Origin of the sequence: Muricoccus harenae, assembly GCF_009848505.1 — a bacterium.
GTDB lineage: Bacteria > Pseudomonadota > Alphaproteobacteria > Acetobacterales > Acetobacteraceae > Roseomonas > Roseomonas harenae.
The window spans coordinates 1-15,798 of sequence record NZ_WWDL01000057.1 but is presented as its reverse complement, the minus strand read 5'-3'; the positions used below and the strand labels follow the sequence as shown (position 1 = coordinate 15,798).

Here is a 15,798-nt window from a genome sequence, read left to right as displayed (position 1 = left end):
CGATCCCCGCTCCTAGACAGAGGCAGCCCCGCGACGACCATGGTCATGCGGTATCCAACCCGCGCATCAGAGCTGGATCAACCGTCGCTCGTCATCCGCCTCCTCACCCGAACGCCTCTACATCGAGGACAACGCCTGCACGGCGAACGGTGACGCGCGCCTACCCCTTGAAGGGACGGACATCAGAGAGTCTGATCCCCGTCGGCAAGGCCAACTGCTCTCTTCGATGTGTCGATCGAATTGAAGCTCTTGGGAGAGATGCCATGACTGCGGTCAGCACCTACTCGGTTCGGCTGGTGGACTGTGCCAGGACGAGGCAGGGCAAGGAGCAAGGTGGGCTTGGCACTCACGCCTCCGGCGTCTGCACGTTGCTGAAGAAGTGGTACACCTCGGTCTGCCAGAAGGCATCCTCCGGCAACCAGGTCTGGAATGCCGATGTGCAGTGGCAAGCTGTGCCGTCATCCGCCCCGGCCGGGGAAAGCGCGGGTGCCGCACTGACGGTGAACCTGATCCTGTTCTTTATCCCTATCCCTCGGGACAGCGTGATCCTCTCGCACCCGAACTACAGCAATGGGTTCACCCTGCCGTCCATCATGGACCACAGCCTCGGCGGTGTGACGGTGGTCGGGGGAACGAGGCGCGGTAATCAGCGCACGCCAACGCTCGGCATCTCGGAGATATACGTCGACAGGTTGCAGGAGCGGAATGCAGCCGAGACGCCCCTGACCATAGCGCGCCTCGCCTTCCACGAGGGCATGCACAATCAGCTGGATACGTGGAACAACAACCTGCACGCGCAGGGAGGTTTCGCGGCAGCCATACCAGTCGGCACGGACCCCACTATCGCAAACATCAACGCGATGGCAGCACGGATCGGAAACCTGGTGCCGCAGTGGACGGGTGGCTTTCAGGCATGGCTGGACTGGGACAAGAACCGCCCGAGGTGAATGCGGGATAATGGCGACCTGCCGGCAAAGGAGCCGCGGCACCACAGCCGGCGCACAGACCCGAAGACCCGGCATGGGGCAGCAGTGTCCACAAGCGCCTCCATGCCGCTGCCATCGCTATCTCCCGAGTTGCGCCGGAGCAGCCGAAGGCCAGCCAGTTGCCGCGTCGATCCGGGGTTCCTGCCGCAGCGCCGAGACCGCAATGGCTTAGGCGTCACTAGGGCCGTCTGGCGTATGGTCGGCTGCGGAGGATCCGATCCGAAATCCCTGGGGCAAGCTGGTGAGGATAGGATTGGGCTGAGGCTGCACACGTCAGGCCCTGTTTGAACTCGTGCCACCTAGAGCATCCAGCGCCGCGCCAAGCGCTGGCCGGCATGGCCGCGAGGAAACACCATGCCGCGAATGACACCATCCAGCGCCCAAGGCTGCACTGGCGGTGTTGTCGTGACTATGCCAGCGAGCCGTGCGACGCGTTCCCCGATGGTCGGATGAGTGCGCAGCCAACGCAGCCACCAGGCGCCGCTGCGTGTTGCCAGCCGCTCCCAGTCATCGCCCTGGAGACGCTCGAGCCGCACCAGGGCTGCCGCGAGCCCGGCCGGATCGCCTGTGAGCTCCACAGCGCCGGTATCGGCGAGAAACTCCCGCTTCCGAGAAAGGGAAAGCATGAGCAGGTCGCCCAGCGTCGGTGCAGCGACGAGCAGCAGGATGGCCAGCGGTGACGGCGCCGCGCCGGCAGCCGCCAGGGCTGGCAACCAGAGCATCAGCAGCATGGTGCCAATCAGGCCCATGCCTCGTGTCAGCGTCGCCGCGGCGGCGGCAAGCCGCATGACCTGCAGATCTCCATGTCGGAAATGAGCCACCTCATGCGCGAGCACGCCGGCCACTTCGCGGGGCGGCAGAGAGGTGAGCAGGCCGGTGGTCAAGGCGATCGCCGGGCTGTCCCGCCCGCCGCCCGCCATGGCCTGAAGCTGGCGTGAGGGGATCAGGTGCAGCATGGGCAGACGCGAAAGACCGGCGCGCCGCGCTAATTCCCGGGTCAACGTATAGAGTTCCGGTGCCTGCGATGGGTGGAGCGGGACGGCGCCGAACACGTAGCGGAATGTCGCATCGCCGGCGCTCGGCTCGAACAGGAGCAACAGCAGCGCCGCGCCTGCCGCGAGCAGCATGCCGTCAAGACCAGCCAGGAGGCTGCCTGTCACCGCCGCGAGCAGCCCAAGACCGGCCAGCAGCATCACCGATTGCAACCGGTTCAGCCACTGGTGACGCCGCAGCGCCGCCCGGTCGAGCCAGAGCGGTCTTAGCGCGGGCACCGTCGGAGATGCAGGGCTGAAGCGATGGCGCATGCTCCCTCTTATTCTAGGCGATCCAACCCAATTCCATGACGTGTCAGCCTGATTTTGGGGTTCGGTGAATGTTGCTGCCCGACATCCCGAAAACCGAACGCGGAGTCCGGGGTGGCCGCCGCCACCCCGGCGGAGGTCCGGAGGCAGGGCCTCCGGTGGCGCTAGGTCGGCGTGATGTTCCCTAGCTCCACCACCCGCCGCCACCGCGTGATTTCGCCCTGCTGGAACTCGGCGAACTGGGCGGGCGTGTTGCCGACCACCTCGAAGCCGAGCTCGTTCATGCGGCGGGCGACATCGGGTGTGCGGAGGGCGGCGACGGCCTGGGCGTGGATGCGCTGCATCAGGGCGGGCGGCATGCCCGCCGGGCCACCGAGGGCCTGCCAGGAATAGACCACCAGGTCCTTCAGCCCGCCTTCGACGGCGGTGGGGACGTTGGGCAGCAGGGGGTGGCGTGCCTCGGAGGTGATGAGGATGGCCTTCACCCGGTTGTCGGCGATGTGGGGCGCGATGGAGCCGAGGTTCTGGAAGGAGAGCTGGACATTGCCGGCGATGAGGTCGGTCGTGGCCGGAGCGCCGCCCGCATAGGGGACATGGGTGATGTCCGTGCCGGTGAGCTGCTTGAACATTTCCATTGTCAGGTGGTCGGACGAGCCGACGCCGGAGGTGGAGTAGGAGGCGCGGTTGGCCTTCAGCCAGGCGACGAGGGAGGTCAGGTCATTCGCCGGGACCAGGGCGGGATTCACCACCAGCACATTGGGCGTGCGGACAGTCTGGGTGATGCCGTTCAGCTGCTTCACCGGGTCGTAGCCGAGGTTGGGGCGCAGGGCGACGTTGATGGCCCAGGTGCTGATGGGGGCGTGCATCAGCGTATGGCCGTCGGGCGCGCTGCGGATGACGGCGCGGGCGCCGAGCTCACCGGTGGCGCCGGGGCGGTTCTCGGCCACCACTGTCTTGCCGGTGGCCTGGGACATGGGGCCCGCGATGGCGCGGGCAACGATGTCGGAGGAGCTGCCGGGGGCGAAGGGGACGATGATGGTGACGTTGCGGGCGGGCCATTCCTCGGCCTGCTGTGCCAGGGCGGCGCGGGTGCCGGGCAGCGTGGCGAGGAGGGCGGGGGCGGGCAGCAGGCGCAGCAGGGCGCGGCGGTTCATGAAGCAGGTTCCTCCGATTGGATCGTTGGAACGGAGGCTAGCGTTGGCAGGCGATGCCGGGCCAGGGGGAAGCCGGGTCAGCCGGCTAGGCCGAGGGCGATGAAGGCGCGCACCGCCGGTGGCCAGGCCTCGACGAGGTCGAAGCGCCAATGCCAGGCGGCGGCGGCGGCGCCGAACAGGAGGAGGATGGAGCCGGTCCAGGCGAAGGCGGTGGCCCAGGCGGAGGGCGCCGAGGCCGGCGCCTGCGGCTGCGGGCGGTCGGCGGGGCGGGGTGGCGGGTCGTCTGCGACGAAGAGGGCAGCCAGGGCGTCGGAGAGGTCGCTGTCGGGCGAGGCGGCATGTAGGGCGGGAACAGGGGCGGTGGGTGTGGCGGGGGCGCCGGGGGCGGGCGTCTCGGCGGCGGGAGCCGCCGGTGCCAATGCCGGTGCTGAGATTTTGGCCACTGCCGGCGCTTCAGGTGGTTCGGCCTGGGATGGTGCCTGGGGGGCCCAGGTGATGCCGCAGCGGGCGCAACGCAGCGTGCGGCCTTCACTAAGCCGGGCGGCGAAAGCGGGGGGCAGATCGTATTCGGCGGCACATTCGGGGCAGGCTACACGCATGACTTTAGGATGATCGTCTTGACGGGGTTAAGGCAACGCCTCCTCGGGCATTCCGATGCACGGCCGTGCCGAAGCCGTGCGGGGCGGCGCGGCGGACACACTCCGGGGACCGGTGGGGCGTCCTGCCCCAGTCCTTCCCCTGGCCCTTCCGGCCTTGGCGTGGCACATCGCGGCGATGGTGCGCTTCTCCCAGGTCGGGCTGCGCTACCCCGATCCCACCCGTGGAGGGGCGGGGGAGCGGGAGACGCTGCGTGACCTGTCCTTCACCCTGCCGCAGGGGTCCTTCACCTGGCTGACCGGCCCTTCGGGAGCGGGGAAGACCTCGCTGCTCCGGCTGATGATGCTCGCCCTGCGGCCGACGCGGGGGGAGGTGGAGGTGCTGGGCGTGCCGCTTTCCACGGCGCGGCGGGCGGACCTGCCGAAGCTGCGGCGGCGGATCGGGGCGGTGTTCCAGGAGTTCCGGCTGCTTCCCTACCTGACCGCCTTCGACAATGTCGCGTTGCCGCTGCGCCTGGCGGGGCGGGCCGAGGCGAGCCTCCGGCCGGATGTGGCGGAAATCCTGCGCTGGGTGGGGCTGGAGGGGCGCGAGGATGCGCTGCCGCAGCAGCTTTCGGGCGGTGAGCAGCAGCGCGTGGCGATCGCGCGCGCGGTTGTGACGCGGCCGGCGCTGCTGGTGGCCGATGAGCCGACGGGCAATCTCGATCCCGTGCAGGCGCGGCGGCTTCTGGTGTTGCTGGCCGAGATGAACCGGCTGGGGGCCACGGTGGTGATTGCCACCCATTCGCGGGAGCTGATCGCGCAGCATCCGGGGCATGTGATGCAGGTGGAGGCCGGGCGGATCGTGGCGCTGGACCCCTGGCCCTATGCCGCGCCGGAGGAGGTTGTGGCTGGGGAGGGCTGGGGAGGCGGGGCCGGTTCCGTGGTGCCTTATGATACGCCTGCCGGGCCCGGTGTTTCCTATCCGGACGTTGCGGATTCGGGTGCTTCCCACGGGGAATATTTCGACCAGGGGCATGTCGAACCAAGCTATTCCGCTGAGACCTATTCCGATCCGGCGACCGGCCCCGCCGACCCTGGCTTCGCGGATCCCTCCCTCCAGCCTGGGGGCGGAGAGGACCCGTTGATCATCCCTTCGGTCAATCCACTGCCGGACGCCTTCGCACCGGAGGGGATCGGCGGGGCTGACCCGCACCGGGGTGAGGGGATGCCGGATCAGGCAGGTTCCGCGGAGGGGGCTTCCATGCCGTCCCCGCCCCGCACCGGGCGCCGGGTGGCGCAGAATATCTGGCCGAGCGTGCGTGCGCCCGGGGATAACCATGGCTGAGCGGCGGCGGCGCGTGGCGCGTGATCCGCTGGGGCTGCGCCGCGCCCTGTCGGACCGGCTGCTGCCGGGGCTGGTGGCGGCGATGGCGCTGCTGGCGGCGTTGGCACTGGCCGGGGCGCAGGGCGCCGACCGGCTGGCGGATCGCTGGCAGGCGGGCGCGGCGGCGGCGGTGACGGTGCAGGTGCCGGACCCGACGCGGGAGCGGATGGAGAAGGCGCTCGAGCTGCTGCGCGGCGATTCCGCCATCGGCGTGGCGACGGAGGTGAGCCCGCAGCGGGTGGCGGAGCTGCTGCGTCCCTGGCTCGGGGAAGCGCCGGCCCTCATCCTGCCCGGCGTGATCGAGTTGCGGCTGGCTGCGGCGCCCGAGGCGCTGCCCCGGCTGGCCGAGCGGTTGGCCGAAGCGGTGCCGGGCGCCGAGCTGGAGGCGCATGGGCTCTGGGTCGCGCGGCTTTCGGCGCTGGCGCGCTCGGTACAGGGCGTGGCCCTGGCGGTGCTGGCGCTGGTGGTGGGGGTGGCCGTGGCGGTCGTCGCCGTGGCCACGCGGTCCGGGCTGGCCTCCCGCCGCGAGGCGATCGACGTGCTGCATGACCTGGGGGCGACCGACCGCGCCATCGCGGGCCGCTTCGCGCGGCGCATCGCGCTGCTGGCGGGGCTGGGCGCGCTGGCGGGGGCGGCGCTGGCGGTGCCGGCGCTGGCGGCCCTGGCGGGGCTGGCCCTGCCGCTTTCGGGGCGTGCGGATCCGGCCGGAGTGGTCGGCGGCGTGCCCTGGGGGATGATTGCGGTGTTGCCCCCGGCGGCGGCGCTGATCGGCTGGGGCACGGCCCAGGCCACCGTCCGCCGCTGGCTGCGCCGGCTGCCGTGATGCCGATGATGGCGCTCGCCCGCCCGGTGCTCCGTCGCCTTCCGCTGCTGTCGACGCTGCTGGTCCTGGTGGTGCTGGGGACCTCGGGCGGGTTCCTGTGGTTCCTGCACCGGGCGGCCCATCCGGGCCCGGCGGGGCCCGACACGCCGGGCATCGCGGTGCTGACCGGGGGGCCGGACCGGGTGGAGACGGGATTGTTGCTGCTCGCGGAGCAGCCGGGAGCGCGGCTGATCGTCTCCGGCGTCGGGCCCGTTTCGGGGCTGGAGGAGGTTGCGCGGGAGGTGGGGATCGACCCGGCGCCCCTTGCCCCGCGCATCGCCATCGGGCGTACGGCCACGAGCACGCGCGGCAATGCGCGCGAGATCGCCGCCTGGGCGCGCGAGACGGGCATTCAGGAGATCACGGTGGTTACGGCCAGCTTCCATATGCCACGCGCCCTGCTGGAGCTGCGGCGCAGCCTTCCGGGCGCGGCGCTGTATCCCCATGCGGTGGCGCCCTATGTCGCGCGGCCGGTGCCGATGCTGCGGGAATATGCGAAGCTGATTGGCGCGGCGCTGGGCCTTTCGGCCCTGACGGAGCAGCCGAGGCAGATCCGTTCGTGATTGCTATCCGTTCCGCCCTGTTCAACCTGCTGTTCTTCGCCTTCACGGCGCTGACTGTGCTGTTCGGCATGCCGCTGCTCGCCGTGCCGCCGCGCTTCATGCATGCCTATCTGCGCGGCTGGGCGAACGGATCCCTGTGGCTGCTGCGGGTGATCTGCGGCATCCGGCTGCGGGTGACCGGGCGGGAGAACCTGCCGGTCAATGGGCCTGCGCTGATCGCCGCGCAGCATCAGTCGGCCTTCGACACCATCGTCTGGCACGCCCTGCTGCCGCGCCCAGCCTATGTGATGAAAGAGGAGCTGATGCGGATCCCCGGCTGGGGGGCGATGGCACGGCATGTCCATTCCATCCCCGTGGACCGGGAGGGTGGCGGGGCGGCGCTGAAGCGGCTGGTGCGAGCCACGCGGGCGGCCGCCGAGGCGGGCTACCAGGTGGTGATCTTCCCCGAGGGCACGCGCTCCGCCCCTGGGGAGGTGCAGCCCTGGCAGCCTGGCTTCGCCGCCATGGCGGCCACCACTGGCTTGGCCGTGGTGCCGGTGGCGACCGATTCCGGGAAGTTCTGGGGGAAGCGCGCCTTCACCAAGCGGCCAGGCACGCTGACCGTGGCGGTGCTGCCGCCCATCCTTCCCGGCCTGTCCCGCGCAGAGCTGACGACCCGGGCCGAGGCCGCTGTGGCCGAGGCTTCGGCGCGGCTCACGGGGGGTGTGGACAAGTTGGTGGAATAGCGGGACGGCGTGCTTTCGATCCCGGCCGAAGAGTCGTCGGCAAAGCCTTGTGGAGTCTTGGTTTCCATGGCTTTCGTGACTGGTGTGGATAATAAATTCTCTAGAGAAATCAGTGGCTTGCGGAGAATTTTGACGGAATCTTGGGAGTCCGTGGAACAAAGCAGGGACGATCGGGCACTTGTGGCCGAGTCAACTGCCCTGGCTGTGGATAAATTGAGGGAAAACTCGAAGAGCCTCCGCCTGTCGCCCTGAGGACGCAGGCCGACTAAGCGGCTGCAGCATCGGCGGGTGCAAGCCGTTGGCATGATGCGGATTTGGAAGAACCTGCCGGTCTAGCCGGTGGGCTCCAGCAGCGCCGCGATGCGGTCCAGCCCGGCATCGCGCACGCCGAGCTCCCGGAGATGAGAGACGGTGTTGAGCAGGTAGTCCCGGTTGGGGCCCATCACCCCATGGCCGCGCGCGATGGCGGCGGCCGCCGCGTCTGGCGGCAGGGCGCCGCAATAGGCGCCGGCGCGGCGGTCGGCCACGAAGGTCACGGCCCGGCGCGTGCCCCCGCCATCCAGCAGGCGCACCGGCAGGAGGCGGCGGTGGTAGACGTCGCCGGACATCTCACGCTCGTCCAGGTAAGCCAGGACCTCGGCGGCGCGGGCGGCAGGGACACGGAAGACGATGCCGCGGCAGGCGCCGCCGCGATCAAGCCCGAGCACCAGCCCCGGCACCTCCGGCGTGCCGCGGTAGCGATGCGACCAGATGCAAAAGCGCCGGTGAAAGCCGCGCAGCAGAGCGGGATGGGCGGATTCGAAGTCGAAGCCCGGTTTCCAGATCAGCGAGCCGTAGCCGAAGACGTAGAGCGAGCCGTCCGGGTCCAGCAGCGGCGCGGGATCCAGGGTGTTGGGATCCAGGGTGCCGGGATGCGCGGTGCCGGCTGGGTGGGCAGTGGGGCTGTGGGTGCCAGGAGCGGCGGGATCGGAGGTGGCGGGGCGCGTCGGGATCATGGGTCCAGCCTCTACATAGGGCTTCCCGCGGCGGTCCGCACGGGTGGATCGGCGCTCCCTCGCGCCGGGCTCCTGCACAGGGACTGTGCAAGCGGGGCTGTGCAAGCGGGGCGGGGCAGGGCCATATGGCCGGGCTGTGAGCGATACCGAAACCGCCCCCGCCCCGCCCCCTGCGCCGCCTCGGACGGGCACCGCTCGTTCCTGGATGCGGCCCAGCCGGCTGATCCCGATGGGGGTCGGCCTCGCGGTGCTGCTGGCGGCGACCCATACCCTCTACTGGCAGTGGATGGGTGGGCGGCTGCAGGAGGGCTACAACGCCTGGGCGGCCGCGCGGCGGGCCCAGGGATGGCGGATCGAGCATGATGCGCCGGTCCGTGGCGGCTGGCCGCTTTCCGCCACGCTGCGGCTGCCGGCGTTCCGGCTTTCGGGCGGTGGCGCCACGATCCCCGGCGGGATGGACTGGACCGCGCGGGCCGTGGTGCTGCGGGTGGCGATGCACCGCCCGGGCGAGCTGCGGATTTCCGCAGGCGGGCCGCAGAGACTGCGCCTGGGCACCGCCGAAATCCCCTTCGCCGCCGACAGGCTGACGGCGCGCGTGCCGCTTCAGGCCAATGTCATTCCCCGGGGTGGCGAGTTCGAGGTGAGCCGGTTGCGCATCGGCACCGCCGCCGGGGGCGTCGAGATCGGCTCCGCCCAATTCACCCTGGACAGCCGCATGACCGCAATCGAGGGGGAGCCGGCTGTCACCCTGGAGGGCGAGGTGCGCGGCGTGACCCTGCCCGCCCCCACCGCGCTGGGGCGGCAGGTGCAGTCCCTGCGCGTTGACGCCGCCTTGACCGGGCCGCTGCCTGGTGGCCGCAGTCCCACCAACCGGGCGGCCATCTGGCGCGATGCGGGCGGCACGCTGGAACTGCGCCGGCTGGACCTGGAATATGGCCCCGCCACGGCCCAGGCCGCCGCGACTCTGGCCCTGGACGACCAGCTGCAGCCTATGGGCGCCGGGACGCTGAAGCTGACTGGGGCGGAGGCGGTGCTGGATGCGCTGGCGCGGGACGGGTTGATCACGGCGCGCAACGCCAACTTGGCGCGGCGGGTGGTGGGGGTGCTGGCCCATCCGCCCTCGGAAGGCGAGCCGCCTCAGTTGGAGGTGCCGCTGACGCTGGAAGGGCGGGGGCTGGCGGTGGCACGAATCCCGGTGGCGCGGATGCCGGTGCTGGTTTGGCCGGGGCCGGTGGAGGGGAGTGGGCCGGGGCCTTGAGGCCAGGGGCTTTGCCCCTGGACCCCACCGGGGGGCGAACGCGCCCCCGCACCCCGCGATCTGTTGGTGCGCCTGAGGTCGATGACCTCAGGCGACTGATCTGTCAGCCCGCATCCCAGCAAATCTGCCTGAGACGCTACAGCTGGCGCCCTTTCCCCAAAAACTGAACGCGGGGTCCGGGGTGGCCGCTGCCACTCCGGCGGAGGGCCGGAGGCAGAGCCTCCGGGAGGCCCTCAGAACAGCCTCAGAAGCCTATCGATATATTCCAGCTCCTGCGTCGGCCGTTCCCGCTCCGCATGGCGGCGCCGCAACTCCTCCTGCAGGCGGCGGGTGCGGAGGACTTCGGCCTCGTCCGGGACGCGGGTGTCGCCGCCTTCCTCGGAGGTGCCGGTGCCTTCGCGCAGGCGGCGGCCGAGGGGGTCGCGGCCCTCGCCCTGCTGGGCCATCTGGTCCTGGCCTTCGCCGCCCTGTTCGGAGCCGTCGGCCATGGCGTCGCCCTGGCCTTCGCCTTCCTGGCCTTCGCCGGGCTGCTGCTGGTCGGGGCGGCCGAACTGTCGCTGCATGCGCTGGGCCATCTGGCGGCCGCCTTCGGACAGTTCGCGGATGGCGCGTTCCTGGTGGGGGCGGGGGTCGGCGCCGGTGCCGAGGGCTTCGGCGCTTTCGCGCATCGCCTGGTCGGCACGGCCGAGCGGGGCGGGGACCTCGCCGGTCAGGTCGCCATGCTGCTGCATCAGCTCGCCCAGGGCGCGGCGCAGGGCGCGCTGGATGCGGGCCTCGGCGGCGGAGTCGGTAGTGGGGTCGGTGGTGGGATCGGTGGTGGACTGGGGCGGGGGATCGGGCGGGCGGTTGCGGTTCCAGGGGTAGTTCTGGCGCCGGGCGCGCTCCTGCCTGTCGGATCCCGCCTCGGCGCGGCGGTGGGCGCCGTCGAGCAGGCGGGATTCGCGGCGGACCATGTCCTGGATCACGCCCATCTGCTGCTGGCCGCGCTGCTGGCGCTGGCGGCGTTCCTCGCGCTGGTTCTGGGCCATCTGGCCGTTCTCCAGCTCCTCCAGCATGCGCTCCAGCTCGGCCAGCTCGCGCTCGGCGTCCTCGGGGCGGTCCTGCTGGTTTTGCTCGCGCATGCGCTCGGTGCGGCGCTGGGCCTCGCGCTGGTCCTGCGGGCGGGCGGCGCCCTGGGGGGGCGGGTTCTCGCCATTCTCGCGCTGCAGGCGCTCGGCCAGGGCGTCGAGATGGCGGCGGACAGCCTCGCGCAGCTCCTGGATGCGGCGGTCGGTCTCGGTGCGGGCGGCATCGCGCTCAGCGTTGCGCTGGGCCTGCTCCTGCTCGCGCTGGGCCTGTTCCTGGCGGGCCTGGTCGTTCTCGTTGGTGCCGGGGGGCTGGTTGCGGTCGGCGTTGCGCCGGGCCTCTTGTTCGGCTTCGCGCTGAGCTTCGGCACGCTCGCGCTCCTGCTGCTGGCGCTCGCGCAGGGCCTCGCGCAGGCGTTCGCGGGCCTCGTCCAGGGCGCGGGCGGTGCGGTCGGCGCGGCCTTCCTCCAGGGCCAGGGCGGTGTCCCACATGGTCTGCTGCACCTCGCCCACGGCTTCGGGGCGGTTGTCGCTGTCCAGGCGGGTGCGGGAGGAGCGGAGGGCGAGGGCGGTGGCGGTGTCGTTCTCGAAGGCTTCCGGATTCCCGGCCAGGCGGTCCAGCCCTTCGATGGCGGGGCGGCGCTGGTCGGGCGTGAGGGAGAGGCCCTTGCGCAGCAGGATCAGGCCGCGGGCGACGGGGTGGTTGAAGCCGCGCTCGGGCAGGGTGAGGGCCGCTTCCTCGGAGCGGCCTTCCTGGCCGGCGCCGTCGCGGACGAGGAGGGTGACGCGCACGGGCAGGCCTGCCCAGGGATGGGAGGAGAGGTCGGGCTGCGCCACGCCGCGCGGGGCCTTGGGCTGGCCGGGGGGCAGTGGCAGGTCGATCGCGAGGGGCGGTGCGTCGGGGCGGGCGGCGAGGCGGATCTCGGCGCTGGCGGTGGCGACGCCCCAGTCGTCCTCGGCGCGCCAGGGCAGGCGGGTGGCGAGGCCACGCGGGGCCTGGACCGGGGGCTCGGTGAAGGCGATGCGGGGCGGGGCGTCCGCCTGCACCGCGATGGACCAGCTGGCGATCTCGCGCGCGCCCTGGCGGATGGTGAGGCGGCCGCCGGCATCGAGCGGCACCTCGGCGCTGTGGCTGCCGGGGCCAAGGGGCTGGAAGGCGGCGGCAGGGTTTCCGTCCCGCAGCAGTTCGGGCGTGCCGGTGCTGCCGGAGACGGCGGCGCGGAGGCGGCTGCCGGCGGGAACGGTGACGCTGCCGCCGTTCGGGTCGAGGAAGACCGGGGGCGCGCCGGTGTAGGTGGGCGGCGTCACCCAGGCTTCGAGCCGGGTGGCGAGGCCGGGGATGGTGGCGGCGCCTTCGGGCCAGAGTGCGCGGCGGAGGCGTTCCGGGGCTTCTGTACCGGCCATGGTGAAGGCGGCGACGAGGGCGATGGCGAGGCCGGTGCGGAGGGCGCGCGGATCGCGCGCGGCAAGGCCCGGTCGGGGCGTGCCGGCCCGGAGGCGGCGGATGCGGTCGGCTTCCCGCGCCTGGTGGGCCCGCCAGAGGGCGAGGGCGGTGGCGTCACCGCCCGCCGGGCGGTCCTGCAGGGTGGCGAGGGGGCGGTGGGGGAGGCCGGAGGCGCGTTCGAGGCGGCGGTCGGCTTCCGGGATGCCCGGCAGGGCGAAGCCGCGCCGTGCGCGGGCCAGGGCGACCAGCAGGGCGGCGATCAGCACCGCGAGGAGGGTGAGATGCGCCAGCGGCGAGAGCAGGAGGAAGAGGCCGGAGAGGGCGAGGACGAGGAAGAGGCCGATCACCCCCAGCACGGGCCAGGCGCGGGGCCAGATGGATTCCCAGAGCAGCGCGAGGCGGGCGCGGAGGCGGAGGCGGCCGAGGCGGCGCAGCGCCGGGTTCGGCGCTTCCGCTTCGGGGCTGGCCGGGCGTGGTTCGGTGGGCCCGCCCGGGCCAGGGGATGGGGTGCGGCGGTCCGGCCCCGTCAAGAAGTGGTCCCCAGCCATTCGGGCACGCGCTGGTTCGCGAGCAGCGCCTCATGTGTCTGCCGCGGGCGGGTGACGGCCCAGCGATGGCCGTCCACCAGCACTTCGGCCGCCAGCGGGCGGGCGTTGTAGGTGGAGGACATGGTGGCGCCATAGGCGCCGGCATCGAGGAAGGCGACGAGCGCGCCCGGCGGCAGGTCCGGCAGGGCGCGACCGCGGGTGAAGGTGTCGCCGGTCTCGCAGACCGGGCCGACGACATCGGCGGGCGAGAGCGGGGCGTGGAAGGCGTCCGGGGCGAGGGGGAGGATGCCGTGCCAGGCCTCGTACATGGCGGGGCGCACCAGGTCGTTCATGGCGGCGTCCAGCACCACGAAGCGGCGGTTCTGGCCGCGCTTCTGGAGGACGACGGAGGCGAGCAACACGCCGGCGGGGCCTGCGATCCAGCGGCCCGGTTCCAGCATCACCGGCAGGCCGAGGGGGCCGAGGGTGGACTTGATGGCGCCGGCGAGGGCGGCGGGGGTGGGGGGGAGTTCGTCCCGGTAGGAGATGCCGAGGCCGCCGCCGCAATCCAGCCGTTCCGCCGGCAGGCCGCGGGCCATCAGGGCCTGGGCGAGTTCCGCCACGCGGGAATAGGCAGCGCGATAGCCGGCCATGCCCTCGGTGATCTGGCTGCCGATATGGACGGCAAGGCCGATGGGACGGATGCCGGGCAGGGAAGCCATGCGGGCATAGAGGGCGGCGGCATCGGTATAGGCGATGCCGAACTTGTTCTCGGCCAGGCCGGTGGAGATCTTGGCGTGGGTGCGGGCGTCCACGTCGGGGTTGATGCGGAGCGAGACGGGGGCGGTGGCGCCCATGGAGGCGGCCACTTCGGAGATGCGCTCCACCTCCTCCGCGCTCTCGGCATTGATCTGGAAGATGCCTTCTTCCAGGGCCAGCGCGATTTCCCGGTGCGACTTGCCGACGCCCGAGAAGACGATGCGGTTCGCGGGGATGCCGGCGGCGCGGGCGGCGCGAAGCTCGCCCTCGCTCACCACGTCGGCCCCGGCGCCCTCGGCGGCCAGGAGGCGGAGGACGGCGAGGCTGTCATTGGCCTTGGCGGCGAAATGGATGGTGGCGTTCAGCCCGGCCTCGGCCAATGCATCGCGCAGGGCGGCGTGGCGGCGGCGCAGGGTGGCGGCGGAATAGACCCAGGTGGGGGTGCCGACCTCGCGGGCGATGTTCACCAGCGGGACGTCATCCATCACCAGACCGTCCAGCGCATGCGCCTTCAGCTGGGGGCGGCGGGCGAGGAGCTCCGCGAAATCGGGGTCGGGCGTGTCGTGGACAGCGGGAAGCGGGGAGGCCATCCCCTTAGTTTGGGGGCGCCGGGGGCCGGCGGGAAGCACTGCCTGCGGGATTCTTACCCGCGGCGGGCGATCTCGGGGCGCGGGTGAGGCCGCTGGGGCTCGTGCTTATGTCACTTCATGCTGGGCCTGACGGTCATAGGCTCGGCGTCGATCCATGCAACCGGCGGCCACCGGACCGGGGAACCATGAAACGGCGGCTTTTGTTGTGGGGCGGCCTGGGCGTTGCGGCACTTCCCGTGGTGCTTGGCGGGGGGTGGATCCTCTCGTTGCCGCCGGCGCCGGCAGCCGATGGGGCGGCGCCGGTCGCGCAGGAGGAGACGGAGGCCGCGCTTGCCGGGTTGAGGCCGCCGAAGCGGCAGCGCCCGCTGATCGCGATCCTCGGCGTCAATGACGGCACCGAGGTCACCGACTATCTCATGCCCTATGGCATCCTTCGGCGCGCGGGCGTCGCCGATGTGATGGCACTCGGAACCGGGCCGGGGCCCGTCGCGCTTTATCCGGCCCTCAAGGTGGAACCGCAGGCGACGGTGGCGGAGTTCGATGCGCGGCACCCGGACGGTGCCGACCATGTCATCGTCCCTGCGATGCGCCGTGACGACGACCCCGCGGTCCTGCAGTGGATCAGGAGCCAGGCGGCCAAGGGTGCGGCCATCATCGGTGTTTGCGCCGGAGCCAAGATCGTCGCCGAGGCCGGGCTGCTCGATGGCAAGCGGGCGACGACCCACTGGTATTATCTGAAGGACCTGCGGGAGAGGCATCCCACGATCCGCCATGTCGCGGACAGGCGGCTGGTGGTGGACGAGGGGATTGCGACGACGACCGGGATCACCGCGTCCATGCCGATGGCGCTCACGCTGATCGAGGCCATTGCCGGGCGGGAGAGGGCCGAGGCGGTCGCCCGTGATCTTGGCCTGGCGCAATGGGATGCGCGCCATGACAGCGAGGCGTTTACCTTCACGCGACCCTTCGCATTGACGGCGATCGGGAATCGCCTCGCCTTCTGGAGCCATGAGCAACTCGGCATCCAGCTTGTGCCGGGAATCGATGAAGTGTCGCTCGCCCTTGTCGCGGATGCCTGGTCGCGGACCTACCGGTCACGCGCGGTGACCTTCGCTGGCACGGCCGATGCGCTGGAGGCCCGCAACGGCATCCGCATCATTCCCGATCAGGTCGCCACGGGCTGGCCCGCGGAGCGTCTGCTTCCGGCGGCTGGAGGCCTGCAGCCGGCAAGGGCCTTGGACCAGGCGCTCCAGGGAATTGCGGCGCGCTACGGGATGTGCACGGCCGAGTTCGTCGCCATGCAGCTCGAATACCCCAGGGATACCGCGATGATGGCGCGGCAGTGAGGGCCGGAGCGGGTCGAATCCTGCCGTGGCGTGAAGGCCTGCTCCTGGCCTGGCCCTGCCGCGGGGAATCCGACGGCAAGGTCGACGTCCGGCTCTGCGCGGCGGCCCGGGCAGGTGGTCTGGTCCGTGGCAGCTCTAGCATTACAGTTGCGCGTTACGTTTGAGGTGGGCTTGCTGGGCGACAGCTTGATGTGCTCGTCGCCAGAGTGACCATGCGATGACGTGGGCGGGCCGGATTTTTCGTTGGGCCAGTTGGACCGCT

General features: G+C 71.6%; 13 protein-coding genes. 7 read left to right on the top strand and 6 right to left on the bottom strand.

Features of this window, described 5'->3' with window-relative positions; genetic code table 11:
- Positions 1–263: 263 nt before the first annotated feature.
- On the top strand, positions 264–947 hold the full coding sequence (locus GSE44_RS24070) for a hypothetical protein (protein WP_159351372.1): 684 nt from the start codon (positions 264–266) through the stop codon (positions 945–947).
- A gap of 338 nt (positions 948–1,285) precedes the next feature.
- Here the strand turns inward: GSE44_RS24070 and GSE44_RS24065 are convergent, their stop codons facing one another.
- The 3 genes from GSE44_RS24065 to GSE44_RS26360 all read right to left on the bottom strand — a co-directional run bounded on the left by GSE44_RS24065 (position 1,286) and on the right by GSE44_RS26360 (position 3,884).
- Positions 1,286–2,290 carry a zinc metalloprotease HtpX gene (locus tag GSE44_RS24065; protein ID WP_159351371.1) on the bottom strand — a complete coding sequence of 335 codons (1,005 nt, stop codon included), beginning with the start codon at positions 2,288–2,290 and terminating at the stop codon, positions 1,286–1,288.
- A gap of 161 nt (positions 2,291–2,451) precedes the next feature.
- Positions 2,452–3,441, bottom strand: coding sequence for a Bug family tripartite tricarboxylate transporter substrate binding protein (locus GSE44_RS24060; RefSeq protein ID WP_159351370.1), 990 nt, complete (start codon positions 3,439–3,441; stop codon positions 2,452–2,454).
- 77 nt (positions 3,442–3,518) lie between these two features.
- Positions 3,519–3,884, bottom strand: a complete 366-nt coding sequence (locus GSE44_RS26360; protein WP_268893698.1) for a hypothetical protein — start codon at positions 3,882–3,884, stop codon at positions 3,519–3,521.
- Between the two features lie 310 nt (positions 3,885–4,194).
- Between GSE44_RS26360 and GSE44_RS24050 the strand changes: the two genes are divergently transcribed.
- Genes GSE44_RS24050 through GSE44_RS24035 form a run of 4 tightly spaced genes read left to right on the top strand, consistent with a single transcriptional unit; the run spans position 4,195 to position 7,553 of the window.
- Positions 4,195–5,364 carry a cell division ATP-binding protein FtsE gene (locus tag GSE44_RS24050; protein WP_235925114.1) on the top strand — a complete coding sequence of 390 codons (1,170 nt, stop codon included), beginning with the start codon at positions 4,195–4,197 and terminating at the stop codon, positions 5,362–5,364.
- A complete protein-coding gene (locus GSE44_RS24045; RefSeq protein ID WP_159351369.1) occupies positions 5,357–6,226 on the top strand; it encodes a cell division protein FtsX in 870 nt (289 codons plus the stop codon). The genes GSE44_RS24050 and GSE44_RS24045 overlap by 8 nt, the downstream gene beginning before the upstream one ends.
- Before the next feature lie 8 nt (positions 6,227–6,234).
- Positions 6,235–6,828, top strand: a complete 594-nt coding sequence (locus GSE44_RS24040) for a YdcF family protein (RefSeq protein WP_159351368.1) — start codon at positions 6,235–6,237, stop codon at positions 6,826–6,828.
- Complete coding sequence (locus tag GSE44_RS24035; protein ID WP_235925113.1) at positions 6,825–7,553, top strand: lysophospholipid acyltransferase family protein; 729 nt, start codon at positions 6,825–6,827, stop codon at positions 7,551–7,553. Before GSE44_RS24040 ends, GSE44_RS24035 begins: the two co-directional genes overlap by 4 nt.
- A 332-nt stretch (positions 7,554–7,885) precedes the next feature.
- Here GSE44_RS24035 and GSE44_RS24030 read toward each other — a convergent pair whose 3' ends face one another.
- A complete protein-coding gene (locus GSE44_RS24030; protein WP_159351367.1) occupies positions 7,886–8,548 on the bottom strand; it encodes a gamma-glutamylcyclotransferase in 663 nt (220 codons plus the stop codon).
- A 229-nt stretch (positions 8,549–8,777) separates the two neighbouring features.
- Here GSE44_RS24030 and GSE44_RS24025 point away from each other — a divergent pair, with 229 nt between their 5' ends.
- Entirely contained in the window at positions 8,778–9,806 is a 1,029-nt protein-coding gene (locus tag GSE44_RS24025; RefSeq protein ID WP_159351366.1) for a DUF2125 domain-containing protein, read from the top strand.
- A gap of 233 nt (positions 9,807–10,039) precedes the next feature.
- Here the strand turns inward: GSE44_RS24025 and GSE44_RS24020 are convergent, their stop codons facing one another.
- Together GSE44_RS24020 and lysA are read right to left on the bottom strand one after the other, a co-directional pair.
- A complete protein-coding gene (locus GSE44_RS24020; protein ID WP_159351365.1) occupies positions 10,040–12,844 on the bottom strand; it encodes a DUF4175 domain-containing protein in 2,805 nt (934 codons plus the stop codon).
- Positions 12,841–14,190, bottom strand: a complete 1,350-nt coding sequence (lysA, locus tag GSE44_RS24015) for a diaminopimelate decarboxylase (protein ID WP_159351364.1) — start codon at positions 14,188–14,190, stop codon at positions 12,841–12,843. The genes GSE44_RS24020 and lysA overlap by 4 nt, the downstream gene beginning before the upstream one ends.
- 185 nt (positions 14,191–14,375) lie before the next feature.
- On the opposite strand from lysA, the gene GSE44_RS24010 reads away from it, so the two are divergent.
- On the top strand, positions 14,376–15,536 hold the full coding sequence (locus GSE44_RS24010) for a DJ-1/PfpI family protein (protein WP_159351363.1): 1,161 nt from the start codon (positions 14,376–14,378) through the stop codon (positions 15,534–15,536).
- Positions 15,537–15,798 lie beyond the last annotated feature (262 nt).